Here is a 26,630-nt window from a genome sequence, read left to right on the forward strand (position 1 = left end):
CAGTCTTTATACGACTGCACTCGTAGCTCTTACGATTTTGCTCACTGCCGGACAGATCCTGACGCAATATCGGCTGAACAACCTGCAAAAAAACATTCAATTTATTCGATATGCGTCGCTGCAACGGCACCAAAGCCAACAGCTTATCAGTAAGGCACTTCAGCTCCGCGACGCCAGCCAACTGAACGATTTTCGGACGCACCACCGCGAACTCAAACAAATTTTTGACGGACTCGAGTCCAGTTATTCGCAAAGTAGCTCGGGCCGGATCAATGAATGGGATATTACGATTGAGAACAGCCCCAAAGTGCGGGCTATGTTCGACGGTCTAAGGCCAATATATACCCAACTGGCCCGCTCAACCCGTACGATTCTGTCGTTTCAGACCCCGGAAGCGGTGCAGTCGCCCATTGCGGATCTGGCCATGCAGCAACTCCTTCAGAACCAAAACCCTTTTCTGGGTCAGGTAGATGCGATTGTGCGACAATACAACGCCGAAATTCGGGAGAAGATAGTCTTTCAGGAATGGATTGAGTTTGCCTTTTACATCCTGACCCTGGCGGTTGTGCTGTACATCGGGCTCAAGCTATTCAGGCCCGCTATCCGGCAGTTGAATCAAACCATCGATCAGCTCATTGCGGCCGAAAACACCACCGCCGAAACGAACCGTAAACTGGTGCGGCTCAACCGGTCGCTGCACGAAGCCCGACAGCGTTTGTTTCAGGCGACCAAACAACAACATCAGCAAGAAATTAATGACCAAAAGTTACGGTCGTCACTTCTAATTGCCGGTCAGGAAGAAGAACGGAAACGCCTGTCGCGGGAACTGCACGACGGCCTGGGGCAGATGATGACCGCCATCAAGCTACAGGTAGAAGGGCTCGAAACCCACCTGAACCGGGTCACCTCGGCCGACGACCCTGTGGCCACGAAGCGAATCAGAGCCTTAAAAGACCTCATTGCGCAGACGATCAGCGAAACCCGATCCATCTCTAACGATCTGATGCCCAGCGTACTGAGTGACTTTGGGATTATTCCAGCCCTGAAGATGCTGGCCGAAACCGCTCTCGACAATCAGGCAAAAACCAACAACCCCGCACCCGACATTCGGTTTGAGACGAACCTGCCCTCGGGGCGGCTCGACCGGCACGTTGAGATTTCGCTGTACCGCATTACGCAGGAGGCCGTGACCAACGCAATCCGTCACGGAAAACCAACGCAAATCACAATTGAGCTTATCGAACGAGAAAACTACTTACATTTGGTTGTTGCCGACAACGGCAGCGGCTTTTATGTTCAACGCTTACAGGAACCACACGGCCCCTCGCAGGGCATTCACAACATGCAGGAACGAACAAAACTACTAAACGGTAGGTTCGTCATTCGATCAACCCCCGGTAAAGGCACCAAATTATTTGTCAGCATCCCTTATCAAGTACATTTCTCAGCGTATGAACAAGATACGACTAATGCTCGTTGATGACCACGCCATCGTGCGGGACGGCATCCGCCTGTTGCTCGAACAGGTCGACGACTTTCAGATCATCGATGAAGCCACTGATGGTGAAGAAGCTCTGGAAAAACTGAAAACCGGCCATTCGTCGGACGAAAACCGGCCTGATGTGGTCCTGATGGACATTTCGTTGCCCGGCATGTCGGGGATTCAAACGGCGCAGTCCATTGCCCGGCAGCACAAGCAGGTTCGGGTACTCATGCTCTCGATGCACAACAACGAAGACTACATTCTTCGGTCGGTTGAAGCCGGGGCCGCTGGGTACATTCTGAAAGACACCTCGTCGGACGAAATGGTGAAAGCCATCCGGACGGTGGCCTCCGGTGAGAAGTATTACAGCTCACCCGTAGCCACCATCATCCTGAACGGGTACATGCAGCAGTTGAAGAAAAGCGACAAGACTGCCCTGAAAACCCGCCGGTCAAAACTTTCCAAAAAGGAAAAGGAAATCCTGCAATTCCTGGTTGAAGGGATGAGCAGCCGCGAGATCGCCGAGAAGCTCCAACTGAGCGTTCGGACGGTCGACAATCACCGCGCCAACATGATGCGCCGATTGCAGGTACGCAACGCGGCCGAGCTGGTGAAAACAGCTGTGGAAGAAAAACTGATCTGACAGGTGCCTGTCGCCGATGAATTGAGCTACATCGGCCGACAATAGACCTCTCGCTGAAACTTGAATGGATTTACTTGCGTTAACTTTGCAAAACCGGCCGAAAAAGCCGGTTTTGTACGTTTATAGTAGTACATAAAGTTGATAGAGTACACAACCTTTTAAACCTGATATGTTATGTCACTTCGCTTAGGAGACATTGCGCCGGACTTTGAAGCCGACACCACCCAGGGCCCTATTCGTTTTCATGAGTGGCTGGGCAGCTCGTGGGGCATGCTGTTTTCGCACCCTGCCGATTTCACACCAGTTTGTACCACCGAACTGGGCAAAACGGCTCTCCTCAAAGACGACTTTGCCAAGCGTAACGTTAAAGTTATTGCCGTGAGTGTCGACGATCTGGATTCGCACAACCGCTGGACTCCCGATATTAAAGACGTAACGGGTACGGAAGTGAATTTCCCGATCATTGCCGACCCCGACCGCAAGGTGGCCGAGCTTTACGATATGATTCACCCCAACGCAAGCGAGAAAGCGACCGTACGGTCGGTGTTTGTGATTGGCCCCGATAAAAAAATCAAGCTCACGCTGACGTACCCCGCTTCGACGGGTCGTAACTTCAACGAGTTGCTCCGCGTGATTGACTCGCTGCAACTGACCGCTGATTACCAAGTGGCTACCCCTGCCGACTGGCAGGATGGCGAGGACGTGATTGTAACGCCCGCCGTACCGAACGATCAGCTGGAGGAGAAATTCCCGAAAGGCGTGACGTTTGTGAAGCCTTATCTGCGCAAAACACCACAGCCGAACAAATAATCGGCCTTCGTTTTCAATCTGAAAGCGTGTTGCTGACGGAACGGTAACATACCGTCTGTTGGCCACACGCTTTTGGCGTTTCTGACGGGCGGCCGGTGTAAACAGCGGCCATTGCCCGGCTGTGGCAACGGTACTTCCAAACAAAGCTTGCAAACACCGGGTTAGGTTTCTGTTAATCAAACAACACAACGTTATGTCAAAGAACTTGAATCCGCAGCACGACGAAGGCCCAGTGGCCAAAACCATTGAGGAACAAACCGCCAAGTTACCCTCCGACTTGTTTTTGTGGGCCGCTTTAGGCTCCATGGGCGTATCGCTCGCGCTCAAACTTCAGGGCGAAAATCATAAAGCACTTTTTGTAGGTCAATGGGCCGCCCCCTTCCTGATTCTGGGCCTTTACAATAAGCTCGTGAAGCTCGAAGGGTCGGAATAGCCATTACCGGTTTACAGTTTACGGTTTAGGGTTTACAGGTGCGCCAAGTGGTTTTTAACCCGTCAGGCTACTGAAAACTGCAAACCGTAAACTGTAAACTCTATTTTTGTGCATGTCTTTAGGGGTTTTACTTCGGTTTCTGGTCAAGCGGTATGAGTTTTGGGGAGCGGTGCTGGCGCTGGTACTGGGCGTTATCCTCATCCGGTCGTGCCGCAAAACAGAAACTGATAAGGATTGGCGTTTTGTGAAAGGGTACGGCATTCGGCTGCCCATGCACTATACCATGCACGGTTTCGACGTATCGAAGCACAATGGCCGAATCGACTGGAAACGAGCCGCCCGCATGGAGTCAGAAGGCGTTCGGATGCGATTTGTGTACATCAAAGCCACCGAAGGGGCCACCCTCGCCGACAAACAGTTTGCCCAAAACTGGAAAGGGGCTGGCAAGGTAGGTCTGCCACGGGGCGCCTACCATTTTTACCACCCCACCCGCGACCCGCACAAGCAGGTGCAGAACTTCATCAAACAGGTCACGCTGAAACCCGGCGACCTTGCCCCCGCTCTCGATTTTGAAGTGGTCAACGGGGTGGGCGAACAGAAACTCATTGCCGATATGCAAATCTGGCTCGACGAAATCGAGGAGCATTACGGCATCCGCCCCGTTATTTACACGAACGGGAGCCTCTACAAACGCTACATCAAGGGTAATTTCGACAAGTATCCGCTCTGGATTGCCGATTACTCCAACACGCACCTCAACGATTACAACCCCGACAAACTCTACATCTGGCAGCATAGCCAAAGCGGCTGGGTGAAGGGAATCCGGGGGCCTGTCGACATCAATACGTTTGTGGTGGACTCCATCCGGCTGGCCGAGCTCCGGCTGTGAGTTAGAGCCGGGTGCCGACCGCGTAAGGGGTTATCCACTTCATCGAAAACATTGAAACTCTCTTTTACCTTTGCCCTTGCAAAACAACCTGAGACAATCCGATGCTGAAAGCTCACTCTTTTAAGGCGCTGCCCGCGTACGCCCAACTCCAAACCCATTTTGAAACGGTTGAACACCTGCATCTGCGCGATCTGTTTGCCGCCGACCCGGCCCGCTTCGATACGTTCTCGCTCCGGTTTGCCGATATGCTGGTCGACTTCTCGAAAAACCGAATCACCAAAGAAACCCACGCGCTGCTCGTTCAACTGGCTGAGCAAGCCGACCTGAAAGACGCGATTGACAAACTCTTTTCGGGCGACCGGATCAACGCGACCGAAGACCGGGCCGTACTACACATTGCCCTGCGGAACCGCTCAAACACGCCGATTCTGGTGGATGGGCAGGATGTAATGCCCGAGGTAAACGAGGTACTGACTCGTATGAAAGGGTTCACCGAGCGGATTCGGTCGGGAGAGTGGAAAGGCTACACGGGCAAAGCCATTACCGATGTCGTAAACATTGGTATCGGCGGCTCTGACCTGGGCCCGGTGATGGTTACCGAAGCCCTCAAGCCGTACGCGTCGGACAGCCTGCGGGTACATTTCGTATCGAACGTCGACGGGGTGCATATCTACGAGACCCTTCAGCAGGTAAACCCCGAAACAACCCTGTTTCTGATTGCCTCCAAGACGTTCACCACCCAGGAAACCATGACCAATGCCGGCACTGCCCGCGACTGGTTCCTGCAACATGGGGGTACAGAAACCGACATTGCCCGGCATTTTGCCGCCCTTTCAACCAACCGGAAGGCAGTCGAAGCGTTTGGCATCGACCCCGAAAATATGTTTGGTTTCTGGGACTGGGTCGGTGGCCGGTACTCGCTGTGGTCGGCCATTGGGTTGTCGATTGCCCTGTACATTGGGTTCGATAATTTTGAAGAGCTACTGGCCGGTGCGCACGAAATGGACAACCATTTCCGCGATACCCCTTTCGCCGAAAACATTCCCGTAACCCTGGCCTTGCTGGGGATTTGGTACAATAATTTCTTTGGTGCGCAGACGCAGGCCATCCTGCCGTACGATCAATATTTACACCGGTTTGCCGCCTACTTCCAGCAGGGCGATATGGAGAGCAACGGCAAATCGACCGACCGTAACGGTAACCCCACCGACTACCAAACCGGGCCGATTATCTGGGGCGAGCCTGGCACCAATGGTCAGCACGCTTTTTACCAACTCATTCACCAGGGTACCAAACTGATTCCGTGCGATTTTATTGCACCGGCCATCAGCCAACGGCCCATCGGAAATCACCATCAATTGCTTTTGTCCAATTTCTTCGCCCAAACCGAAGCCCTAATGAATGGCAAATCGGCCGAAGAAGCGGCCGAAGAGCTGCGTAAGGCCGGAAAAAGCGACGAAGAGGTGGCTTTTCTGACGCCATTTAAGGTGTTTTCGGGGAACCGGCCCACCAATTCGATTATGGTTAAACAAGTTACGCCCCGTGCACTCGGCAGCCTGATTGCGATGTACGAACACAAAATCTTTGTGCAGGGCGTGATCTGGAATATCTTTAGTTTTGACCAGTGGGGGGTAGAGTTGGGCAAGCAGCTGGCCAACCGTATTGTACCCGAATTGGCCGACGACGAACCGGTTGGGTCACACGATAATTCAACCAACGGTTTAATTAATTTTTACAAGCACATGAGAAAAAACTAAAACATTGCTTTTCTCTCGTCTGTTAAGGGGGTGTGGTCAGCTTGATCACACCCCTTTTTAGTACAATTCACTAAACGTTATGAAAGTCATGAAAAAATCAGTTTTCGCACTTTGCCTGCTGGCTACGGGTGCAGTCTACGCACAAACAAACTCCGAGTCGACTACTTCGGGCTCGATGTCATCAACGACGACAACCACCAATACAAACATGTCGTCGCCAACGAACAATGCCAACACGACCGGCACCATGAGCGGTACTGAGTCGATGGGAACCGGCACCACCAGCAATGGCACCTACAGCTCAGGCAGCACCGGCAACACGACCGGAACAGGTGCGATGAACAGCGCTCCTACGTACAACGCTACTACCACTACAACCACTACAACTTCCGACTACGGCACTACGCCTACACGGACTCGGGATGCCAACGGCAACCGGGCCTGGGGTAAAGATGGCAAGTTTGGGGTATACGCGGGTTTGAACTTCTCGCGGTTTGTGAATGAGCCTATCCCCGACGATGCTTACCGCACAGGCTGGCAGGCCGGTATTTACGGCCGGTCGGGTGGTACGATCTTCGGTCAGATTGGTCTGGAGTATCGGAACTCGACCTCAAACCTGGTTCGGAGCGGTTCGGCCATTGGTAACCCAACGTCAGGTACGGCCGCATCCGGTGCTGAAACCCGTGGCAAGATTGATCAGCACTTCCTGGCCATTCCGGCTTACGTAGGTGCCCGTATTGGTGCTCTGGCAGGTCTGCGCTTGCAGGCCGGTCTTGAACTGTCGTCACTGGTATCTATTGGTAACAACGCTTTCAACCTCGACCGGGCCGACCTGAACCGTACCATTCTGAACGGTCTGTTGGGTGCTGGTATCAACCTCGGGCCTGTAACCCTTGATGCGGTGTACAACCACGGCCTGCAAAACGTATTCGACGACGCGGATACCAAACGCCGGATGTGGGCCTTTAATGTAGGCTTCCGTTTCTAAGCTCAACAAAACAATAGTATCTGACCACCCCCAACGGGGTGGTTTTTTTATGCCTTATTATCTCGATTCAGGCAGTATTTCCGAACATAGCCTTATATACCCTGTTATCCAATAGGGTAACAATTATTACCCACAACTCAACGTGATGAACCATACAGTACAGGTAGCTCTCTGCACACTGGGTGTGCTGGGGAGCAGTTTGGCATACGCCCAACGAAACACAAACGACTACGACCGGTTTCGGTCCGACGATCGTAACGGCCGGCCCGAGCGTCGACTCGAACGCGATGATCGGGCGTACGGGCGTGATTTTCGCGACGACCGGCCAAACTGGGACGACCGTTCGTATCGCAACGAGCGTTTGGGGCCAATGCGCGATGAACGGGAAATGCGCCCATCGGGTACTGGGCGCGAGATGCTCGACGCGTACCGCGAGGGATACCGTGACGGGCAACGGGATACGGAGCGGCTGTTGCGTAGAAACGGTGATGAGCGCGATGAAAACGAGCGCGACGAGCACCGTAATGATCGACTGAACTACAAGAACTTTACGTTTGGCGTGTACGCGGGAGGCAATTCCACCCGCTTTGAGGGCGAAGATGTGAACGGCGATGCGCTGACCGGCCGACTCGGCTGGCAACTTGGCGGTTTTATTCGGGGCGGGGGCCGTGTGTTTGGGCAGATCGGCTTTGAATACCTGACGTCGAGCAATGATTTTTACCAAAAAGGCGACGGCGCGAATCTGGAAGATATTACGGGCAATATTGATCAGCGGTACATCCACGTGCCCGTTTACGTTGGGATCAAACTGGCGCAATCGCCCCGCGGAGTGTCGGCCGTGCGGCTTCAGGTAGGGGCTCAGTATGCCGCGCCAACGGGTGTTCGCAACAATGATTTCAACTTTGAACGGGGCGATTTCCGCCGATCCACCATCATGGGGCTGGCCAATCTGGGCTTCGATGCAGGGCCACTATTTCTGGATCTGGTGTATCAGCACGGTTTTGAGGATGTGCTAAAAGAAGTCAGCAACACCAAACGCCGAATTGTGGGACTCAATGTTGGGCTTAAGTTTTAAGTTAAAATGTATAGTGTACAGTGCAGAATGAATAATCAACCCCTGACAATCAGCGTATTAAATCATTACTCATTGTACATTATACATTTCATCTTCACTTGATTAAGAACTCTTGGAGGCCGACTCACCCTAATTCACCCTTTGCCATTGGTCGCAAACTGTCGACCTTTGCGTCATGAATACCCTCTTCCCTGTTTTTATCAAAATTAGCCAGTTGCAAACGCTCGTTGTGGGCGGGGGTTACGTAGGGCTCGAAAAACTCACTGCTCTACTCAACGCCGATGCCGATGCGCCCATTACGCTCGTCGCCCCCGAAATTCGGGACGAGATTCGGACATTGGCCGGGCAGCACCCGAACATCACCCTGATTGCGGAAGCGTACAAGCCAGAACACCTGGGCGGCCGAGATCTGGTCATTGTTGGCACCAACGACAAAGGGGTAAACCGGCAGGTACAACAAGACTGCAAGGCCCGGAAAATTCTGGTCAACGTGGCCGATACACCCGACTTGTGCGATTTTTACCTCAGTTCGGTCGTGCGCAAAGGCGACTTGAAAATTGCCATTTCGACCAACGGAAAGTCCCCTACGTTTGCCAAGCGATTCCGCGAGGTACTGGAAGATATTCTGCCCGACAGTTTGCAGGAAACCCTCGATAACCTGACGGCTATACGCAATCGGCTCAAGGGCGATTTTGTGCAGAAAATGGAGAAGCTAAACGAGATTACAAGCGTGATGCGGAGCAGCAAGAGCGACACCAATCCGCCAGAGTAGGCTCAGAAGTGAAACGTACGCAGCAGATCGATAGGCTGATTGCGCACGATGAAGATGTACACCAGCCCGGCCAAAACCATATAGCTGATAATGAGCCACTTCTTTTTGGTATCAAACTCGGTGGGGTTATGGTGGTAATCGTACACCATTGAGGTCGAGAGGCCCATGACCATCAGAAAGAACGAGAAGATCCCGAAATCTGTTCGGTACATGGTCAGCTCGTGCAGAAACCGAGCCCCGGATACAATATACAGCAGCCAACAACCAAACCCGGCACGATACAGGTACACGCTCAGTCGGCGGTCGTTTTTGATGTCAAAGAGGTCTTCTGAAAATTTCTCGGACATGGCGGCTAATTTTAAGTGAAGTTAATCACGTATACCCACAAAACCAATTTAGCACTATGGTTGATTCCCAACCCGTTGAGACAACACCTGCTTACAACGCCATGACGGTTGAGTTAGTGCGCGTCGACGATGCATTCCATTTCGAAGCCACCGGCACGTCGGGCGTAGCCCTGCATATCGACGGAGCCACCGACATTGGTGGACACAACCTTGGCGCCCGCCCTATGGAGATGTTGCTGATGGGGCTGGCATCATGTAGCGCCATTGATGTGATTATGATTCTGAACAAGCAGCGGCAGGTAATCGACGATTTCCGGCTTTCGGTTGAGGGGTTGCGCGAAAAAGGAGCCACACCCGCGCCGTTCCAGAAAATTCATATTACGTACAAGCTCAAAGGCAACCTCGACCCCGACCGTGTGAAGCGCGCCGTTGACCTGTCGATGGATAAATATTGCTCGGCTACGGCCCAACTGCGGCCCACAGCCGAGATTACATACGCCATTGAACTGGCTTAAGCCGCATGGATACGCCGTTGGCATTGTGTTTGCAATAATTTCCGAAAAAATAGGTTATTGCTAAGAAACAAAGTAAACACAACTGCCATGAAAAAAGTATGGATGGGCCTCGCCCTGCTCACTACCCTATCGACCGTAGCGATGGCCGGACCGGCCTTCAAAGGCAAAAAAGCGAAGGCAAGAGCCAAAGCGAAAAGCGAACACTGCGAAAAGATGGGCTCGTCGAGCTGCTGCATGAAGAAAAAAGCACAGGTTTAATGTCACTGTCTTGAATGAATCTGGCGCGCCGGGTAGAGTTATCTCTGCCTGGCGCGCCAGGTTTTTTTTGTGGTAGATTCGTGCGAATTTTGGCGATTCGTTTGCTTCTCGGCTCTACCTCATGCAACAATATCACGATTTACTGCGGCACATTCTGGCCAACGGAACCCGCAAAACCGACCGGACGGGCACCGGTACTATCAGCGTTTTTGGGTATCAGATGCGGTTCGATCTACGGGAGGGTTTCCCCCTGCTGACCACCAAAAAAGTGCATACCAAGTCGATTATTCACGAATTGCTGTGGTTCATTAAGGGCGAGACGAATATTAAGTACCTGAAAGATAATGGCGTTAGTATCTGGGATGAATGGGCCGACGAAAACGGCGACCTTGGCCCCGTTTACGGCAAACAGTGGCGAAGCTGGGCCGCTACCGACGGGCGGGTGATTGATCAGTTACAGGACGTGCTGAATCAACTCAAACGTTCTCCCGATTCGCGCCGGATGATGGTCTCGGCCTGGAATCCGGCCGATGTGCCTAACATGGCCCTCCCCCCCTGTCATGCCCTGTTTCAGTTCTATGTAGCCGATGGTAAGCTCTCGTGCCAGTTGTATCAGCGCAGTGCCGACGTGTTTCTGGGTGTGCCGTTCAACATTGCCTCATACGCCCTACTCACCATGATGGTAGCGCAGGAATGCGGTTACGAAGCTCATGAGTTTATCTGGACCGGGGGCGATACCCACCTGTACCTCAACCACCTAGAACAGGTAGAAACCCAACTTGCCCGCGAGTTCCGGCCGTTGCCTACCATGCGCCTGAACCCGGCCGTAACGTCGATTTTTGATTTTACGTACGCCGATTTCACTCTCGAAAACTACAACCCTCATCCCGCCATTAAAGCACCGGTAGCTATTTAAAACAAGCAGTGGGCAGTGGGCAGTGGCAGTAGGCAGTGGGCAGTCACTTACACACGAAGGCCCAAAAAGCACATAAGCTACTTCCAGTGCCGACTGCCACTACCTACTGCCACTACACCCTACTTCTCATGTTTGAATTTCATAAAGACCGGGCGCTTTATTTCCAGCATCAGACCCTGAACACCACCCGGTACGTGATTCCGTTTATCGAAGCCGCTACCCCGCTCAAGCCCGGCTGTCGGGTGCTCGAAGTGGGCTCAGGCGAAGGCGGTGTCCTCAAGGCATTTGTCGACCGGGGGTGCTACGGTGTGGGTGTCGAACTGGAAGAACCGAAGGTAAACGTGGCCCGCGCCATGATGGCCGACGATATTGCCGCCGGGCGGGCGCAGTTCTTTGTCAAGAATATTTACGATACCGACGTACTGAGCGAACTGGGTGGCCCCTTCGACCTCATTGTGCTGAAAGACGTGATCGAGCACATTTACGATCAGGAGAAATGCCTGGCGTTGCTCAAGACGTTTCTGAAACCGGGCGGCTCCATTTATTTCGGGTTTCCACCCTGGCAAATGCCGTTTGGCGGGCATCAGCAGATTCTGCACAGCAAGTTCCTGTCGAAGTTACCCTACTTTCACCTGTTACCCATGCCCCTGTACGTGGGCATTCTGAAGGCCTTTGGCGAACGCCCAAAAGGGCTAATCGAAATCAAGGAAACGGGCATTTCGATTGAGCGTTTCGAGCGGATTACCCGCCGGACCGGCTACCGGATTACGAACAAAAAGCACTACCTCATCAATCCGATTTACGAGTTCAAGTTCAAGCTGAAGCCCCGCGAGCAGTACCCAATCATCAGCAAAATCCCGTATCTGCGCGATTTTGTCACGACCTGCGTGTACTACTTGATTACACCTAGGGTGTGAGGTAACTACCGGACCACCCCCCGGCCCCCTCCTGAACTCAGGAGGGGGTGATGAAAACGTCAATCTTGACTAACTAATGGGATTGAAATGAGACGTAGCATGACTGTTACACCTCCCCCTCCTGAACTCAGGAGGGGGCCGGGGGGTGGTCCGAGATCTATTGGCTCTGCTGAAGCCGTTGGTACTCGCGCTCAATGGGGTCTGAGCCGTTGCCCTGCCAGTATACAGACAGGTAATGAGACACAAGACCAATCCCCCACCCAAATGTCATAAACACCGGCCATGGAAAGCGGCCAATCCGGCGGTCGACAAAAAATGTCAGGGCCAGATAAATAGTCCAAACAGCAGCATTGATCAATACGTAGGTACGGAGGTGTTGTTTGAACTCAACTCGTTTTTTTGCTTGTTCCCACAAGTACGGGTTACGGTTGGCAGGTGTGTTAGGAGTCGGTTGCATGACGAGATTAGCAGTGCGTTGGTTGATGAGTCAAAGGTAAAGTACCTCTCAGCCGGGGCCTTTTACTTTCCGACAAACTCCCCCCTGTGCGGGATAAACCCCCTTTTTTCTGGAGTAGACTCCCGCATCCAAACCCATACGCTCGAAACACAACGAACCTCCCATGAACACCTGGCTTGGTAAATACCTTATTATCATCGGGGCCGCACTCCTGGTTGTGGGTGCGGTGGTCTACTTTGTAGGCGACCGGTGGCCTACGTGGTTAATTCCCGGCCGGTTGCCGGGCGACATTCGGATCGAAGGCAAAAACGGCGGGGGATTTTACTTTCCGGTTGTCACCTGCATTGTGGCCAGTATTTTGCTCAACCTGCTTATTTCGCTCATCCGTCGATTGTTCTGACAACCGGACTCTCATTCCCCCCGAACTGCCTAACTTGCAATACGATATTTCTTACGCTTTCCCATGACAAATGCCGATATAGTCGATCTGTTTGAACAGACCGCCCGCCTGATGGAACTCCACAACGAAGACCCGTTTCGGATTCGGACGTTCTCGTCGGCGGCTTTTAACATCGACAAACTCCAAGACGACATTACCCAATTGCCCATTGCCGAGCTGACCCAGATTCAGGGTATTGGCAAATCGATTGCCTCGCGTATTCGCGAGATTGTTGATACGGGGCAGCTCACCGACCTCAACGAACTGCTGGCCCGCACGCCGGAGGGCGTTCTGGCCATGTTTCGGATCAAAGGGCTGGGGGCCAAAAAGATCCGGGTTCTCTGGACCGAACTGGGTATCGATAACATCCGCGACCTGCAAATGGCCGCCGAAAACGGGCAAGTTGCCAAAATAAAAGGCTTCGGGGCGGCTACACAGGAGAAAATCCTGGCCTCGCTGGAGTTTTTGCAGAGTCAGGCCGGCAAGGTCCGAATGGACAAGGCCCGGATGTTCGCGCAGGTGTTGCACGATGAACTTAAGCCGGTATTTCCGTCGGTCGAGATAAGCGGGCAGGTACGGCGGCAGGCACAGGAAGTAGACACCGTTCAGCTTTTGATCGAAACCGCCGACGTGATCGGGGCCATGAATCAGATTGATCAGTTGCCGATGCTCACCCGCAACGATAGCCAATCGTCGCCGTTTGTGTGGCGGGGCCAACTGAGCGGAACCGACGTAGGTATCGAAATCAAACTCGTACCCGAAGGGCAGTTACCCCGTCGGCTCTTTATCGAAACAGCCGCCGAGGCTCATTTAGAGCAAATAGGGCCCACTGGTATGACCCTCCTACAGGCCGCCCTCACGGCCCCCTCGCCTACCGACGAAGCCATCTACGAACGCGCCGGTCTGCCGTATGTAGTACCCGAAATGCGCGAAGACCAATTTGCCTACCAATGGGCCTCGCGGCACCACCCCGACGAACTGGTCACCTGGGACGATCTGCGCGGCACGCTGCACAACCACAGTACCTGGTCGGACGGAAAACACACGCTGGCCGAGATGGCAGGCTATGCCCAATCATTGGGGCTGAGCTACTTTGGCATTGCCGACCACTCGCAAACGGCCTCGTACGCGCAGGGGCTGCGGCCCGAACGGGTGGCCGAACAGCACCGTGAGATTGAAGCACTCAACGCGGGTTTCGGGACCGGGTTTCGGATTCTGAAAGGCATTGAGTCGGATATTCTGGGCGACGGTTCGCTCGATTATACGCCCGAGGTACTGGCCTCGTTCGATTACGTGGTGGCATCGGTGCACCAAACGCTTACCATGACCAAAGAGAAGGCCACGGCACGTTTGCTCAAAGCTATCGAAAACCCGTACACAACGATTCTGGGGCACCCCACCGGCCGGCTACTGCTGGCCCGCGAAGGGTACCCGATTGATCACAAGGCCATTATCGACGCCTGTGCCGAGCATCAGGTGGTGATTGAGATCAACGCCAGCCCTTACCGGCTCGACATCGACTGGCGCTGGATCGACTACGCGCAGCAACAAGGTGTGATGCTCAGTATCAACCCCGACGCCCACAGCACGGCGGGCCTCCTCGACATGCACTATGGCGTGGCCGTTGGGCGCAAAGGCGGACTGCTGAAAACCATGACGTTCAACGCCCTGACGCTCGACGAAATAGTCGACTACCTCGCCAAACGTCGGCAGGCAAAAGGATTTTAGTCTGTTTGCGAAGCAGGTGGTCGGGTATCGTTTCCGGCCACTTACTTCGTCAGTTCGTCTTTCGAGTGGCTGAGGGCGTCGGAACTGTGTTTGAAGTAACAACACGGCACACCAGCCGCCTGAATTTCGTCGACAATGGCCTGCGTGCGGCCGTGGTGCGGGGTATGCACCTGCCGCAGATAAACCGCCCGGATCTGGCCGGGGTAGTGCTTCACCACATCGCGGTAAATAGTTGGGTCGGCCTGGGTATCATCGCCGAGCAACACAAACTGCTGGTCGGGGAACGCCGTCAGAATCCGGGCTATCCGGTCGAGCTTGGTAAAATGTTTGCCCTGACCAGTTTTCCAGAGCTGCGATAGCTGCTTTAGCTGGCCCAGCAGATACACCCCCTCAGGTAGTTGGTGCTCTTCCGAAAATGTCAGAATATAATCATACAGATTCCACTCGCTGCTCGATACGTAAAAGAACGGATTGGGGCGCTCCTCGCCCGAACAAACGTTAGCCAGAAACTGATAGTGATTGACCACCCCCTCAAACGGGTCGCGACTTTGGGCGTTTTCGGTCAGTAAAACCTGCAGCCGTTTCCAGATCGTGGCCGAATGTGAAATCAGAAACGTGTCGTCGATGTCCGAAATAAAGCCATACTGGGTTGGGTGCGGAATAAGCACCCGGCCGCGTCCGGTAGCCAAAACGGCCGCGTGGGGTGTCTGGTCGGCGACCAATTCAACGGCAACCGGGTTCCAGCCATATTCGGGTGCTCGCTCAACCGGGTAATCGAACCGGAAAAAGCCATCCGCGTCGGTTGTCGTGACCTGATCGGTACCCGCCAGCCGAACCGTCACGCCGGGCATGGGTTTTACCATAAACAGCCGGAGCAGTGCGAGCGTATTGGTCCAGACATTGGGGCTGTACGAACGGCGCGGCATGGGCCCTCTGGCAAACACATGACCCTGCACTACCTGGTGCGTTTGGCTACCAAAGCCCCGGTACACCCGCACAATGGGGCCCTGCGTGAGCCGCATCCACGATAAAAAAGTATCTTTCCAATGGCCAGATTGGGCTCGTTTGGGTTTATCCGTTGAGTTTTGTTTTGCTGTCTGTTCCATACTTGCTCAACCACCATGCCCCTCAAACTGTTAGTTGCCGTTAATCCTGCGTCGGGAGGAACCGACAAAACCGAGTCTATTGAACAAATTCGGGCTTTTTGCCAGGCGCACGAAACCGAGCTTACTATTCTGATGCTCACCGGCACGGCCGATGGCAAACACATAGAGGAACGGGTTGCCCAAACCAAACCTGACCGGTTGGTAGCTATGGGGGGCGACGGTACCATTAAACTCGTGGCCGAAGTAGCCCTCCGGCACAACCTCCCGCTTGGAATCTTACCCACCGGCTCGGCCAATGGGCTCGCCCGTGAACTGGGCCTCCCTACCGACTTAACCGAAGCCCTCGCAGTGGCCACGGGTAGCCTCGAACAGCCCATTGATGTTATTGAGGTAAACGGCGAATTATGCCTGCACCTGAGCGACATTGGCCTCAACGCTCAGCTCATCAAATACTACCAGCAAAACAACTGGCGCGGTATGCTCGGCTACGCCCGGGGCGTGGTTCGGGTGCTGCTGCGCAAGCGGGTACTGCACGTCACTATCTGCACCCCTGAGAAAGAAATAAGCCGTTCGGCCGAGATGATTGCGCTGGCTAACGCACGTATGTACGGCACCGGTGCCGTGCTCAATCCCGATGGCGACATGGCCGACGGACAGTTTGAGGTGGTTTTGTTGCGGCAGTTTTCGTGGATCGAGTTCATGAAAATGTTCTGGCGATTCCGGCCGTTCGACCCCCAGAAAACCGAAATTATCGAAGCTCAATCCGTACAGATCAGCACCCGCCGGAAAGCCTATTTTCAGGTCGACGGCGAATACCGGGGCCGCATCACGCAGGTCGACGCCCGAATCAGGCCGGGGGCGTTGCGGGTTCTGCTCGCCCACCCCCTGGGTGAGTCAGGCTCCTGAGTGCCAAATGAGTAAACAAATACGGCTTTTGTATTTCTTTGAACAAATCCCGGTGGTGCACCACCGGGATTTGTTTATGTTTGCGTTTTCTTAAACCTACCCCAACCTATGCCGCACCGTTTACCTGTTTTTTGCCAACGCTTTGTCTGGCAACTGGCTTTCTTATGGTTCTTGCTGACCAGCCTGACCGGGGTCCACGCGCAGCAAACCACCTTGGCCATTGCCGGTTACGTGCGCGAAACGGCCACAAATACCCCCATTTCAGGGGTCAACGTGTTTGTGCAGGAGATCCGGAAGGGGGTTTCTACCGACCGTGATGGGTACTACCTCGTCTCGTTGCCAGCGGGCACTTACACGGTCACGTTTTCGTCGGTCGGGTATCTGCGGAAAACGCAGACCATCAAGATTCCCCCGAGCCAGTTAGCCAACGACGTGAACCTCGATGTAGACACCAAGCTGCTCAACGAGGTAACGGTCAAAACAGAATCGGCCGACCGAAACGTCAAAAAAGTGGAAATGGGGGTCAATCAGTTAGCTATCCGCAACATCAAACGGATGCCTGCCCTCATGGGTGAGGTCGATGTGGTGCGGAGCCTGCTGTTGCTGCCGGGCGTAACTACCGTGGGCGAAGGCGCTACGGGCATCAACGTACGCGGGGGAAGTGTGGACCAGAATCTGGTGTTGCTGGACGATGCACCGGTGTATAACTCCTCACACCTGATGGGCTTTTTCTCGGTGTTCAACCCCGATGCCGTACGCGACGTAACCTTGCAAAAAGGCTCGCTGCCGGCCCGGTACGGTGGCCGTATTTCGTCGGTGCTGGATGTGCGGACCAAAGAACCCGAAACCGAGCGGCTTACCGTCAGTGGTGGGTTAGGTCTGGTATCGAGTCGGTTAGGGGTAGAAGGGCCGATTGGTTCACGTAAACTTTCGTTTCTGGCCGATGGGCGGCTTTCGGCCAATAATTTTCTGTTTCAGCTCGGGCCCGCCAACATCCGCGACACCCGCGCCAACTTCTACGACCTGACCACCAAAGTTAAGTTTCTACCCAACGAAAAGAACACGATCTGGCTATCGGGCTACGCCAGCAACGACCGAATTCGGTTTCCGTCCGACTCCCTTATCTCAATCGGTGTCCGCTCATCGCGCACCGACTTCGACTACCAGATCACCAATGCCTCGCTCAAGTGGAACCACGCCTTTTCCGATGCGTTCAATCTGACCACAACGGGCGTAGTGGCCCGGTACGCGGCCGCCCTGTCGGTACCTGATTCGGCGAGCGCGTTCCGGCTCCAGTCAACGCTTCTGACCAGCATTGGCAAGGTCGAAGCCGACTACCAGCAGGGGCAGCACCGGCTCTCGGGGGGGCTTGTTGCCACACACTACGGGCTTTCGCCCAACACACTCACGCCGGGGCCCCTATCGAGTCAGTTGCCGCTTACGCTACCTACCGAGCAGGCCCTTGAAGCAGCCCTGTTTGTGGAAGACGAATTTCGACCCACCGACAAGTTCTCTATCCTGGCTGGCTTGCGGTACACCCGATTTTTCAATCTGGGGCCGGGCACCGTGCAAACGTATAACCCCGAGGGGCCACGCCTGCCCGACAACGTGATTGGACAAACGGTATTTGGGCGGGGTACCGTGGCCCAGACCTACGGCGGGCTTGAACCCCGCCTGGCCCTGCGGTGGGCACCTAAACCGGAGCAATCGGTTAAGGTGTCGTACACGCGGATGCAGCAGTTTCTGCACCTGATCACCAACACCCAGGCGGCTCTGCCCACCTCTCGCTGGAAACTGAGCGACGCCAACATTCGGCCCCAGATTGCCGATCAGCTCTCGGCCGGGTACTTTCTGAACCTCCAGGCCAACACCTACGAACTATCGGGCGAGGTGTACTACCGGCGTATTCGGGACGCCATCGACTACCGCGACGGGGCCCGGCTATTACTCAACCCAACTCCCGAAACCGAGCTGTTGCAGGGCGAGGGCAAAGCCTACGGGGCCGAGCTGATGCTCCGTAAAAACAACGGGTTTCTGACCGGCTGGGCCAGTTACGCCTATTCGCGTAGCTTGCTGCTCATCAACGGGCCGTACGCGGGCGAGCAGGTAAACAATGGCAACTGGTTCCCGGCGAATTTCGACAAGCCTCACTCCGTCAACCTGGTGGCTATTTACCGACCTTCGCGCAAGTTCAATGCCTCGTTTAACTTCACTTACAGCACCGGTCGCCCCGTAACGGCCCCCTACGGTAAAGCCCGGATCAACGGCATTGCCATTCCGATTTACCTCGACCGAAATCAGCAGCGGATTCCCGATTACCACCGGCTCGACCTCTCGTTGACCTGGGAGAAAGACCCCGACAAGCCGGGCCGATTCTGGTACAGTTGGGTATTTTCGGTGTACAACCTGTACGGCCGCAAAAACGCGTACTCGGTGTTTTACAAGCTCCGGTCCAGCTCCATGAGCGACGCCTACAAGCTGTCGATTTTTGCGTCGCCGATTCCGTCGCTCACGTACAATTTCAAATTTTAACCGGCCAATCGGGTCCAGACACTCCGTTTACCCATGAAGGTTTTACACTATCTATCGTTTGTGCTACTCTGGCTGGCGTTTTCATGCGTGACGCCTTACAACCCCGACACCCAGTCGCTCGATAGCAAACTGGTGGTCGACGGCAACGTGACCGACCAGCCGGGACGCAGCGGTATCAACCTCACGCTCACCACTGATTATACCGTAACGGGGCTTAATTTTCTGGTGACCAAAGCCACCGTCTACGTGACCGACGACCGGGGGCAGCGCATCAGCTATCGCGAGAGCACGGGGGGCAACTACCAGCCCGTTGATGCGAACTGGAAAGGGCAGGTCGGCCGGACGTACACGCTTTTTGTCCAGACCACCGACGGCCGACAGTACCAGTCGACCCCTCAGCTGATGCGGGCCGTGCCGCCCATCGACACGCTGTACTACGAGTACTCGCGTAAACCGGGTGTGAGTAGCCAAACTGTCAATAAAGGATTCGACCTGTACATTGATACCAAAGACCCGGCTACCCCCGGCGACTATTACCGCTGGCGCTGGAAGCATTACGAGCTGATTAACTATTGCCGAACCAATGAGGTACAGCAAGGCCCCAGCACCGTGATTTATGGCTTTTACTGCTGCGAAACCTGCTGGGATATTGAACAGTGCTACGGTTGCAATAATACCGGTGCCGACACCCGAATCAACGGCAACAAAATAGCCCGGCAACCCATTATGCGGATTCCGTACAACAGCACAAGCCGGTATTATGTGGAGGTTGAGCAGGAATCGCTCACGCCCGATGCCTACCAGTACTGGAACACGGTATCGCAACTAACGCAGAATAACGGCGGTATTTTCGACGCGACGCCCGTACCGCTGAAAGGCAACATAACCTGCACCAACCGCACCGGGGAGCTGGCGTTCGGCTTTTTTGGCGCGTCGAGCGTTTCGCTCAAAGCGACGTTTGTGGACCGCAGTAAGGCCCCCGATACCCCCGACACCCGCATTGTACCCATTGTGCCTCCGGGACCGCTCACGCCCTGCTCCCGTTGCGTAGAAAGCCCTTTCCGGACGCAGATTACCCCGCGATTCTGGAAGTATTAGCCGTATCTTTGTGCCAATATGCCCAAGTTTCTGATACTCCGATTTTCGTCGATCGGCGACATTGTGTTGACCACCCCCGTTGTGCGCTGCCTCAAACAGCAAGTGCCCAATGCAGAGGTGCATTTCTGCACCAAAAAGTCGTTTGCAGGACTGCTTGAGCATAATCCGTACATTGATCAGACACACCTCCTCGAGGGGTCGTTGAATACGCTCATTGGGCAGCTCAACGCCGAGCAGTTCGACTACATCATCGACCTGCACCACAACCTGCGCACGTCGATTATCAAACTGCGACTCAAGCTGGCCCGCCCATCCATCCGGTCGTTCAGCTTCGATAAACTCAACACCCGAAAGTGGCTCCTGACCCGCTGGAAGGTAAACACCATGCCACCCGTGCACATTGTGGATCGGTACATGGCTACCCTACACACCTTCGGCGTGATTAACGACGAACAGGGTCTCGATTACTTTATTCCCTACCGCGATCAGGTTGAGCCCGACTGGCTCCCGGCTACGCACCGCCCACATTACGTGGCCTACGCCATCGGCGGGCAGCACAATACCAAGAAGCTGCCGGTGCCGCGCATGATTGAGTTATGCCGCAAAATTGATTACCCGATTGTGCTGCTGGGCGGTAAAGAGGACGCAGCCGCCGGGACTGAAATTGAACAGGCGCTGGGCTCCAAACTGATTTACAACGCCTGCGGCAAATACAACCTCAACCAGTCGGCCTCGCTGCTGCAACAGGCGCGGGTGGTGTTTAGCCACGATACTGGGCTGATGCACATTGCGTCGGCCCTGAAAAAAAAGGTGTACTCGATCTGGGGCAACACCACGCCCTTGTTTGGCATGTTTCCGTACAAGACCCCTTACGCCATACTCGAAAACAACGACCTCTCGTGCCGGCCGTGCTCCAAAATTGGTTACGCTAAATGCCCACTAGGGCATTTTAAGTGCATGAACGACCTATCGTTTGAATTTGAGGTGAAAGAACTCCGCCGGAAGAACGTCTGACCTGAACTATCTATTTGCTCAGGTACACCTCCCGGCTGCGTATCAGCAACGACACGTAGTAGTGCCCCGGCACGGGATTACCATCAACCGTAGCAGGTTTCCAATACGGAATCTGCTTCACGGCCGTTTTTAGCACCTCGCCCAGGTCATCGTCAGGGGCGCTGACACTCAGGTTGGTCAGTCGGCCATCGGCTTCGATGATACCCAGGACCGACACGTACCGATCCAGATTGGTCGACTCGAAAGCCCCTTTTCGGAGTTCGGCCTTGAGCGTTGCCAGAAATTCGGCCTCGGTCATGGCAATACCTGCTGGTTTGGTAAAGTCGTCGCACAGAAGTGGTTGCCCATCCCGGTCAAAACATTTGCTCTCGCGCTGTGCCCCCCATTTGTAGTAAGCCCGGCGCTTGGTTGAGCCGTCTGGGTAGTACACCAACAGGGGGCCGTGCATCTCGCCGTTTTTGTAATCGCACGACCAATAGGTCTGCCCGTTCAGATACCACGACCGGGTAATGCCGTGCTTGATGCCCTGATCATAATTGACATAGTGCTCTTCGGCAATTCGGAAGCCCGACGGTGTAAACGTGCGTACTACGGCTACCTCTCGCCGTTTGTTCAGAAAAGTAATTTCCTCAATGTAAGTCCCGTGGTCGCGCCGTTCGAACAGCGGGTTTACTTCTGGATTCGGTACGGGAGCCGAGACCACCAGGCACAGCAGAGCCCCCCATAGAATAAAGTTCATACGGCAGATTGATGAAGCGTGAATTAAATGGGAGTTGGTTCCGAACGAAGCCAAATACACTGCGGCTTCGTTCGGAATCCGTCAAGGATATGATTTAGCTGCGAACACCGGCTGCGTAGTACAGCTGAGCCACCGCTTTCTGGTATTTACTTTTCAGCTCTTCCAGCTTGATTTGCATGTCGATGAGCTTGGTTTCACGGGTGTTGACCAGGAACAAGGAGCTCTCGCCCAGATCAAATCGCTGCTGCTCAGCCTGCAACAACCGGAGTTGATTTTGCACCGCCTGTTGTTGCAGGGTCAACTGCCGGTTCAGGGCCTTGATTTCGTTGTACGCCGTGTTTACCCCATTTTGCACATCACGGCCGGTTTGGGTACGGTCCCATTGCAACTGCTGGGTTTTGATCTGCACCTGCCGCAGTTTACCCCGCTCTTTCCGCAGAAACAGCGGCAGGGCAAAGTCGACGCCCACTTTGTAGTTATTCAGCCCAAATCCGTACATGTCACGCATTTCGGGCGTAGCCATATTGGCCTGACTTAACAACTGCCCCGATACGCTGAACTGCGGCTGTAGCAGCGACCGACGGAATTGCTCTTCAATGCGCTGTTGCCGGATTTTCAGGTCGAGCGATAGTAGTTCGGGGTGCGACTCGGCGGCCCGTTGTCCCAGCAACTGGAACAGCGACTCATCAACGAGGCCATCCTGCGCTACCTGCGGCACGGCCAAATCGGGCAACTCTACCGGCTGACCGGCTTCGTTCCAGAGAAAGGTCGACAAAATCAGGCGGGCATTCTGCAAATTCACCAGCGACTGCTCCAGTTGCACCTGCCGATCCTGCACCGTTATGGTTGCCTCGACCGAGTCGATGGCGGCTGCATCGCCAATCACCACGCGCTGCTTAACGGCCCGCGCCCGGGTGTCGGCCAGTTGAAAACCCTCGCGCAACAAATCAACCTGTCGCTGAGCCAAATACCAGTTCCAGTACTCCTTAGCGGCATTGAGCCAGATTTTGTTGATCTCTTTCACGCGGTCGGCCTCGGCGAGCGAGGGCAACAGTTGTGCCTGCCGGAGGGTGGCCCGCCGGGAATCGATCAGCAAGCCCTGCCCGATCGGGATACTCACTCCCACACCCAGCAACCCCGATTCGGGCGTTCGGAGCTCCGGGTTGACGCGCGCCCCCGTAAAACGGTCGTAGGTCAGCTTAAAATCTGCCCCACCCAGCCACACGGGCACTTTCAGTTCGTTGGCCCAATTGTTATAATACAGTGACCCCGGCTTACCCGGCTCACCAAACTCCTTCCGGCCAAAACCCGAGCTAAGTTTCGGGTCGAAAAAGCCCCGAGCCTGCAAGAGCTCCTGCCGGGCCGATTCGGGTAAGAGGTTAGCCTGCCGCACCAAAGGGTGGTTGGCCATGATAAAATCGGCCAGATCACTGAACGCAAACACCCGTGCGCGCGTGGTATCCTGCGCTTGCAGCGGCAGAGTCAGCAGGAAACTAAGAACCAGCCAACCCAACCCGTACATCCAGGCCGACTTTTGAAGTCGGCACATACACCAGCCGGTCATTTTTTGGCCCCCTCCGTAGGCTCAGGTTCAGCTTTCAGGCTCGGTGGGAATCCGTTGAGCTGCCGCCAGATTTCGTACCAGATGGGCACATCGTCGAGCATCACCCACCCGTACACACCCGACCCCTGCCGAAGTTGCGGAGGCCAGGCTTGATCTCCATTGTCGGGGCGTACGAGCAGCCGGTACTTACCGTTGGTACTGCTCACAGCATCGACCACGGCCACCTGACCACCAAACGTACCTACAGCCACGGTAGGCCAGCCCGAAAACTGCACGGCCGGCCAGCCATCAAACTGAAGCCGCACTTTACGGCCCGGCGTGATAAGGGGCACGTCCATAGCGCGTACATACAACTCTACCGCCAGCGAAGGCTTATCGGGTTGCAGCGTCGCAATAGATTCGCCTTCCTTGATGGTTTCGCCAATACCCGCTTTGAGCGCCTTCACTACGTAGCCATCCTGCGGAGCCCGGATAATGTACAGCCCCCGCCGGACATCCACACTGCTGATTTTGTTTCGCAGCTTGGAAACCTCACCCATGGCATCGGCCCGGTACGAAACAGCCGAACTCCGGTCGGAGAGCGACTTAGCCATTTTTTCCGAATAATCGGCCTGAATTTCGGTCAGGTCGAGCCGGGCATTGGCCAGTTCCTGCCGCGCCACGTTCAGCTTATTTTCCTGAGCCACTACTTTGGCCTGATCTTCGGCAAATTTGAGCCGCCGGGTTTCCAGATCAGTCAACGAGATAAGCCCGTTGCGGTGAGCCTCCTCGTAGCGGTCGAGCCGCACGCGGGCTGTCTGGTAAAAATTCCGAACGGCAATCAGATCGGTACTATCGCTAACGACTTTAAAACGAGCCTGTTTTACCTTATTTTTTGCCGACGCCAGTTTGACCTCAAGCCCGGCTTTCAGAGCCGCCATTTGTCCGTCGAGAGCCTGAATTTTGGCGTCGGTAGCATCCATACTTCCCCGCTTGGCATCGAGCTGCTCTGAGAGCCGCAGGGGTAGGTTTGGGTCAAAGTACTCGTCTTTAATTTCGGAGATTACGAGCAGCGTATCGCCCCGCCGAACCTTGTCACCTTCGGCCACAGCCCAGCGCTCAATCCGGCCGGCAATGGCGTTTTGTACAGTTTGTGGGCGGTCTTGCGGGGTCAGGGCGGTCAGGCTACCGTCGCCCGTGATATTTTGCTGCCAGGGTAAAAACAAGAGAATCACAACGCCGATCAGAATGCCAATCATGACGCGTCCGAGTCGGCGGGACGTATTCAATTCGGGCAACGACCGGAGCGTCCGAAGCGGATAATGCTTCCAGAGCTGTTCGTCGACACGTTGTTTTGATAGGTTAAGCATGTGTGGTATCCGTTTCAAGGGGCAGGTCGGTTACACTACCCAATTTTTCCAAACCGGTGAGTAAGTCAAAATACGTTTCAATGCTCATAATCAGCTTTTCTACCGAGCCTGTAATCAAGACGATCACCAGCTCGGCGGCTACAAACTGACCGAGGGTCATCTGGCGCTCAACCACCAACGCGGTACCCAAAACGAGCAGGCCACCCGTGATAATGGTTTTGAAAGCCACGGCATTATAGAAAAAACGCTTCAATACACCGTAGTGTTCATTACGGTACTTGAGGTAGTTCGACACCAGGTCGTCCATTTTGTCGATGGCTTCGAGCGAGTCAGCTTCGCGCCGGTAGGCGGTCAGGTCGCGGGCCAGTTCTTCGAGCCAGGCCGCGACCTTATACTTATACTTCGATTCGTTGAGGCTGGTCTCGATGCCCCGATTACCATAGATCCACACCACAAAGGCGATCATGGAAGCTGTAAGAGCCCCAAAAACAATGAACACCGGGTGGTAAAACGACAGCAGAATAAGCCCCAACACCACCTGAATGGCCGCAGCCGTGATGTCGATGAGCAGCTTGGGGAGTGATTTCTGTACGGTGATGATATCGAAAAACCGGTTCATCAACTCGGGCGGGTAATAGGGGCTCAACGCTTCGGGTTGAATGCGGGGAAGCCGGTACGTAAACTCAAACGCGGCCTTGGCAAAAATCCGTTGTTGCAGCACTTCTACCAGCGTCATCTGCCCGATCTGCAACAACCCAACCAAGACTACCCCAACTATAACAAGCCCGATAAGCAGGTAAATTGAATTGAAAACAGTGCCACTGGATACAAAGTTAAAAACGGCCTGAATGCCTAACGGGAGCGATAAACTGATCAGACCCGCAATGATTGCGTACAGATATACAAACCAAATATCACGCTTTTCATTGCCGAGTAAGCGCATTAACCGCTGGAAAGGCGAGGGTGGACTTTCAAAGGTTGCGTCTCTCCGGTTACTGGAATATGCCATAGTTATTGTTTCATTAGGTAGGTTGACACCCTATTTGCAATTGAATTGAGGGTAGAAGTCCAACAATGCACTCGATAGTATTACTATCAAACGTATCATTAAAACTTTTATTTCCCCTTTTTTGTTCATTACTTACACGAATTACGGCTGAGCGGCTCATTTCAACGATTCATGGAATATACAGTACACGTGCGCATGAACGAGCATTTGTTTTTGCGCGACCCGGAGAGTTCAGAACTCGGCCGCAAAATTGTGCGGCAAGGCATTGCGCTATTTGGTGAACTTGGTTTCGAAGATGCTACCTTCCGGAAATTGGCCGACAGGATTGGCACCAAAGAAGCCAGCATTTACCGCTATTTTGAAAACAAACACCGTTTGCTCGTGTATCTGGTTGCCTGGTACTGGCGCTGGGCCGAGTATCAGCTTATTTTTCAGACCAACAACCTTAAAGAACCGCACGAAAAACTGGAGCGGATCTTACGCCTATTGCTCCTGAAAGACCTGAGCGATGCTCCCGAAAGCAATGGTGCCGACGGAATCGACCTAAAAATGCTGCACAGCATTGTGATTCGGGAGGCCAGCAAGGCTTACCTCACGCATCACGTCACCGAAGACAATCGGCAGCAACTCTTCAAGCCTTACAAGGATTTGTGCGGCCGTATTGCCGATATCATCCTTGAACAGCAACCCGATTACCCGTTTGCCCGGTCGTTGGCCAGTACACTCGTTGAAATGGCTCATTACCAGACATTCTTCATGCAGCACCTGCCCTCTCTTACCGACTTCAAAGCCGCGACAAACGACGATCAGCTACTCGAATTCCTACGCCACCTGTTGTTTGCATCTTTGGAAAAACCCGTTCTCGAACAAGCCTGAGCCGTTGTCT

The 26,630-nt window shown here is 54.3% G+C and carries 27 protein-coding genes; 20 read left to right on the forward strand and 7 right to left on the reverse strand.

All coding sequences use genetic code 11. The features are described 5' to 3' along the window. Nucleotides 1-37 precede the first annotated feature (37 nt). The 9 genes from F5984_RS09430 to F5984_RS09470 all read left to right on the forward strand — a co-directional run bounded on the left by F5984_RS09430 (nucleotide 38) and on the right by F5984_RS09470 (nucleotide 8,850). Nucleotides 38-1,480: an ATP-binding protein gene (locus tag F5984_RS09430; RefSeq protein WP_152124021.1), complete on the forward strand. Its 1,443-nt coding sequence runs from the start codon at nucleotides 38-40 to the stop codon at nucleotides 1,478-1,480. Then, nucleotides 1,470-2,126: a response regulator transcription factor gene (locus F5984_RS09435; RefSeq protein WP_152124463.1), complete on the forward strand. Its 657-nt coding sequence runs from the start codon at nucleotides 1,470-1,472 to the stop codon at nucleotides 2,124-2,126. The genes F5984_RS09430 and F5984_RS09435 overlap by 11 nt, the downstream gene beginning before the upstream one ends. A gap of 174 nt (nucleotides 2,127-2,300) precedes the next feature. After that, nucleotides 2,301-2,936, forward strand: coding sequence for a peroxiredoxin (locus F5984_RS09440; RefSeq protein ID WP_152124022.1), 636 nt, complete (start codon nucleotides 2,301-2,303; stop codon nucleotides 2,934-2,936). 193 nt (nucleotides 2,937-3,129) lie between these two features. Further along, nucleotides 3,130-3,369, forward strand: a complete 240-nt coding sequence (locus F5984_RS09445) for a hypothetical protein (RefSeq protein WP_019990552.1) — start codon at nucleotides 3,130-3,132, stop codon at nucleotides 3,367-3,369. Nucleotides 3,370-3,481: 112 nt separating this feature from the next. Then, on the forward strand, nucleotides 3,482-4,258 hold the full coding sequence (locus F5984_RS09450; protein ID WP_185155467.1) for a glycoside hydrolase family 25 protein: 777 nt from the start codon (nucleotides 3,482-3,484) through the stop codon (nucleotides 4,256-4,258). A gap of 101 nt (nucleotides 4,259-4,359) precedes the next feature. Next, nucleotides 4,360-6,015, forward strand: coding sequence for a glucose-6-phosphate isomerase (gene pgi, locus F5984_RS09455; RefSeq protein WP_152124023.1), 1,656 nt, complete (start codon nucleotides 4,360-4,362; stop codon nucleotides 6,013-6,015). 88 nt (nucleotides 6,016-6,103) lie between these two features. Beyond that, the gene (locus F5984_RS09460) at nucleotides 6,104-7,003 is read left to right on the forward strand and encodes a PorT family protein (protein ID WP_246168890.1); all 900 of its coding nucleotides are present in this window, start codon (nucleotides 6,104-6,106) and stop codon (nucleotides 7,001-7,003) included. 145 nt (nucleotides 7,004-7,148) lie between these two features. Continuing rightward, nucleotides 7,149-8,078, forward strand: a complete 930-nt coding sequence (locus F5984_RS09465) for a porin family protein (protein WP_152124024.1) — start codon at nucleotides 7,149-7,151, stop codon at nucleotides 8,076-8,078. Between the two features lie 175 nt (nucleotides 8,079-8,253). Then, the gene (locus F5984_RS09470; RefSeq protein ID WP_152124025.1) at nucleotides 8,254-8,850 is read left to right on the forward strand and encodes a precorrin-2 dehydrogenase/sirohydrochlorin ferrochelatase family protein; all 597 of its coding nucleotides are present in this window, start codon (nucleotides 8,254-8,256) and stop codon (nucleotides 8,848-8,850) included. A 2-nt stretch (nucleotides 8,851-8,852) separates the two neighbouring features. Here F5984_RS09470 and F5984_RS09475 read toward each other — a convergent pair whose 3' ends face one another. Further along, a complete protein-coding gene (locus tag F5984_RS09475) occupies nucleotides 8,853-9,197 on the reverse strand; it encodes a hypothetical protein (protein ID WP_152124026.1) in 345 nt (114 codons plus the stop codon). Nucleotides 9,198-9,253: 56 nt separating this feature from the next. On the opposite strand from F5984_RS09475, the gene F5984_RS09480 reads away from it, so the two are divergent. The 4 genes from F5984_RS09480 to F5984_RS09490 all read left to right on the forward strand — a co-directional run bounded on the left by F5984_RS09480 (nucleotide 9,254) and on the right by F5984_RS09490 (nucleotide 11,803). Then, a complete protein-coding gene (locus F5984_RS09480) occupies nucleotides 9,254-9,712 on the forward strand; it encodes an OsmC family protein (protein ID WP_185155468.1) in 459 nt (152 codons plus the stop codon). An 87-nt stretch (nucleotides 9,713-9,799) separates the two neighbouring features. Further along, nucleotides 9,800-9,970: a hypothetical protein gene (locus F5984_RS26525; protein ID WP_185155469.1), complete on the forward strand. Its 171-nt coding sequence runs from the start codon at nucleotides 9,800-9,802 to the stop codon at nucleotides 9,968-9,970. 121 nt (nucleotides 9,971-10,091) lie between these two features. Beyond that, complete coding sequence (locus F5984_RS09485; RefSeq protein ID WP_152124027.1) at nucleotides 10,092-10,886, forward strand: thymidylate synthase; 795 nt, start codon at nucleotides 10,092-10,094, stop codon at nucleotides 10,884-10,886. Between the two features lie 128 nt (nucleotides 10,887-11,014). After that, entirely contained in the window at nucleotides 11,015-11,803 is a 789-nt protein-coding gene (locus F5984_RS09490; RefSeq protein ID WP_152124028.1) for a class I SAM-dependent methyltransferase, read from the forward strand. 157 nt (nucleotides 11,804-11,960) lie between these two features. Here F5984_RS09490 and F5984_RS09495 read toward each other — a convergent pair whose 3' ends face one another. Next, nucleotides 11,961-12,260: a 2TM domain-containing protein gene (locus F5984_RS09495; protein ID WP_152124029.1), complete on the reverse strand. Its 300-nt coding sequence runs from the start codon at nucleotides 12,258-12,260 to the stop codon at nucleotides 11,961-11,963. 163 nt (nucleotides 12,261-12,423) lie between these two features. Between F5984_RS09495 and F5984_RS09500 the strand changes: the two genes are divergently transcribed. Both F5984_RS09500 and F5984_RS09505 read left to right on the forward strand, forming a co-directional pair. Beyond that, nucleotides 12,424-12,660, forward strand: a complete 237-nt coding sequence (locus F5984_RS09500) for a DUF2905 domain-containing protein (protein WP_152124030.1) — start codon at nucleotides 12,424-12,426, stop codon at nucleotides 12,658-12,660. A 63-nt stretch (nucleotides 12,661-12,723) separates the two neighbouring features. Beyond that, entirely contained in the window at nucleotides 12,724-14,427 is a 1,704-nt protein-coding gene (locus tag F5984_RS09505) for a helix-hairpin-helix domain-containing protein (protein ID WP_152124031.1), read from the forward strand. Nucleotides 14,428-14,468: 41 nt separating this feature from the next. Here the strand turns inward: F5984_RS09505 and F5984_RS09510 are convergent, their stop codons facing one another. After that, on the reverse strand, nucleotides 14,469-15,533 hold the full coding sequence (locus tag F5984_RS09510) for an App1 family protein (RefSeq protein WP_246168891.1): 1,065 nt from the start codon (nucleotides 15,531-15,533) through the stop codon (nucleotides 14,469-14,471). Nucleotides 15,534-15,548: 15 nt separating this feature from the next. Between F5984_RS09510 and F5984_RS09515 the strand changes: the two genes are divergently transcribed. The 4 genes from F5984_RS09515 to F5984_RS09530 all read left to right on the forward strand — a co-directional run bounded on the left by F5984_RS09515 (nucleotide 15,549) and on the right by F5984_RS09530 (nucleotide 21,083). Next, nucleotides 15,549-16,439 carry a diacylglycerol/lipid kinase family protein gene (locus F5984_RS09515; protein WP_152124032.1) on the forward strand — a complete coding sequence of 297 codons (891 nt, stop codon included), beginning with the start codon at nucleotides 15,549-15,551 and terminating at the stop codon, nucleotides 16,437-16,439. A gap of 108 nt (nucleotides 16,440-16,547) precedes the next feature. Next, on the forward strand, nucleotides 16,548-18,971 hold the full coding sequence (locus tag F5984_RS09520; protein ID WP_152124033.1) for a TonB-dependent receptor: 2,424 nt from the start codon (nucleotides 16,548-16,550) through the stop codon (nucleotides 18,969-18,971). 33 nt (nucleotides 18,972-19,004) lie between these two features. Next, nucleotides 19,005-20,069 (forward strand): DUF4249 domain-containing protein, encoded by a 1,065-nt coding sequence (locus tag F5984_RS09525; protein WP_152124034.1) that lies wholly within the window; start codon nucleotides 19,005-19,007, stop codon nucleotides 20,067-20,069. A gap of 18 nt (nucleotides 20,070-20,087) precedes the next feature. Next, complete coding sequence (locus F5984_RS09530; RefSeq protein WP_152124035.1) at nucleotides 20,088-21,083, forward strand: glycosyltransferase family 9 protein; 996 nt, start codon at nucleotides 20,088-20,090, stop codon at nucleotides 21,081-21,083. A gap of 10 nt (nucleotides 21,084-21,093) precedes the next feature. Here F5984_RS09530 and F5984_RS09535 read toward each other — a convergent pair whose 3' ends face one another. From F5984_RS09535 to F5984_RS09550, 4 genes are all read right to left on the reverse strand, one after another. Continuing rightward, nucleotides 21,094-21,822, reverse strand: a complete 729-nt coding sequence (locus tag F5984_RS09535) for a hypothetical protein (protein ID WP_152124036.1) — start codon at nucleotides 21,820-21,822, stop codon at nucleotides 21,094-21,096. Nucleotides 21,823-21,916: 94 nt separating this feature from the next. Beyond that, nucleotides 21,917-23,371: a TolC family protein gene (locus F5984_RS09540; protein WP_246168892.1), complete on the reverse strand. Its 1,455-nt coding sequence runs from the start codon at nucleotides 23,369-23,371 to the stop codon at nucleotides 21,917-21,919. An 11-nt stretch (nucleotides 23,372-23,382) separates the two neighbouring features. Further along, the gene (locus F5984_RS09545) at nucleotides 23,383-24,735 is read right to left on the reverse strand and encodes an HlyD family secretion protein (protein WP_152124038.1); all 1,353 of its coding nucleotides are present in this window, start codon (nucleotides 24,733-24,735) and stop codon (nucleotides 23,383-23,385) included. Continuing rightward, nucleotides 24,728-25,744 (reverse strand): ABC transporter transmembrane domain-containing protein, encoded by a 1,017-nt coding sequence (locus tag F5984_RS09550; protein WP_317163097.1) that lies wholly within the window; start codon nucleotides 25,742-25,744, stop codon nucleotides 24,728-24,730. The genes F5984_RS09545 and F5984_RS09550 overlap by 8 nt, the downstream gene beginning before the upstream one ends. A gap of 171 nt (nucleotides 25,745-25,915) precedes the next feature. Between F5984_RS09550 and F5984_RS09555 the strand changes: the two genes are divergently transcribed. Continuing rightward, nucleotides 25,916-26,620 carry a TetR/AcrR family transcriptional regulator gene (locus F5984_RS09555; RefSeq protein ID WP_152124039.1) on the forward strand — a complete coding sequence of 235 codons (705 nt, stop codon included), beginning with the start codon at nucleotides 25,916-25,918 and terminating at the stop codon, nucleotides 26,618-26,620. Nucleotides 26,621-26,630: the final 10 nt, after the last annotated feature.

Origin of the sequence: Rudanella paleaurantiibacter (assembly GCF_009184635.1) — a bacterium.
Classification (GTDB): Bacteria; Bacteroidota; Bacteroidia; order Cytophagales; family Spirosomataceae; genus Rudanella; species Rudanella paleaurantiibacter.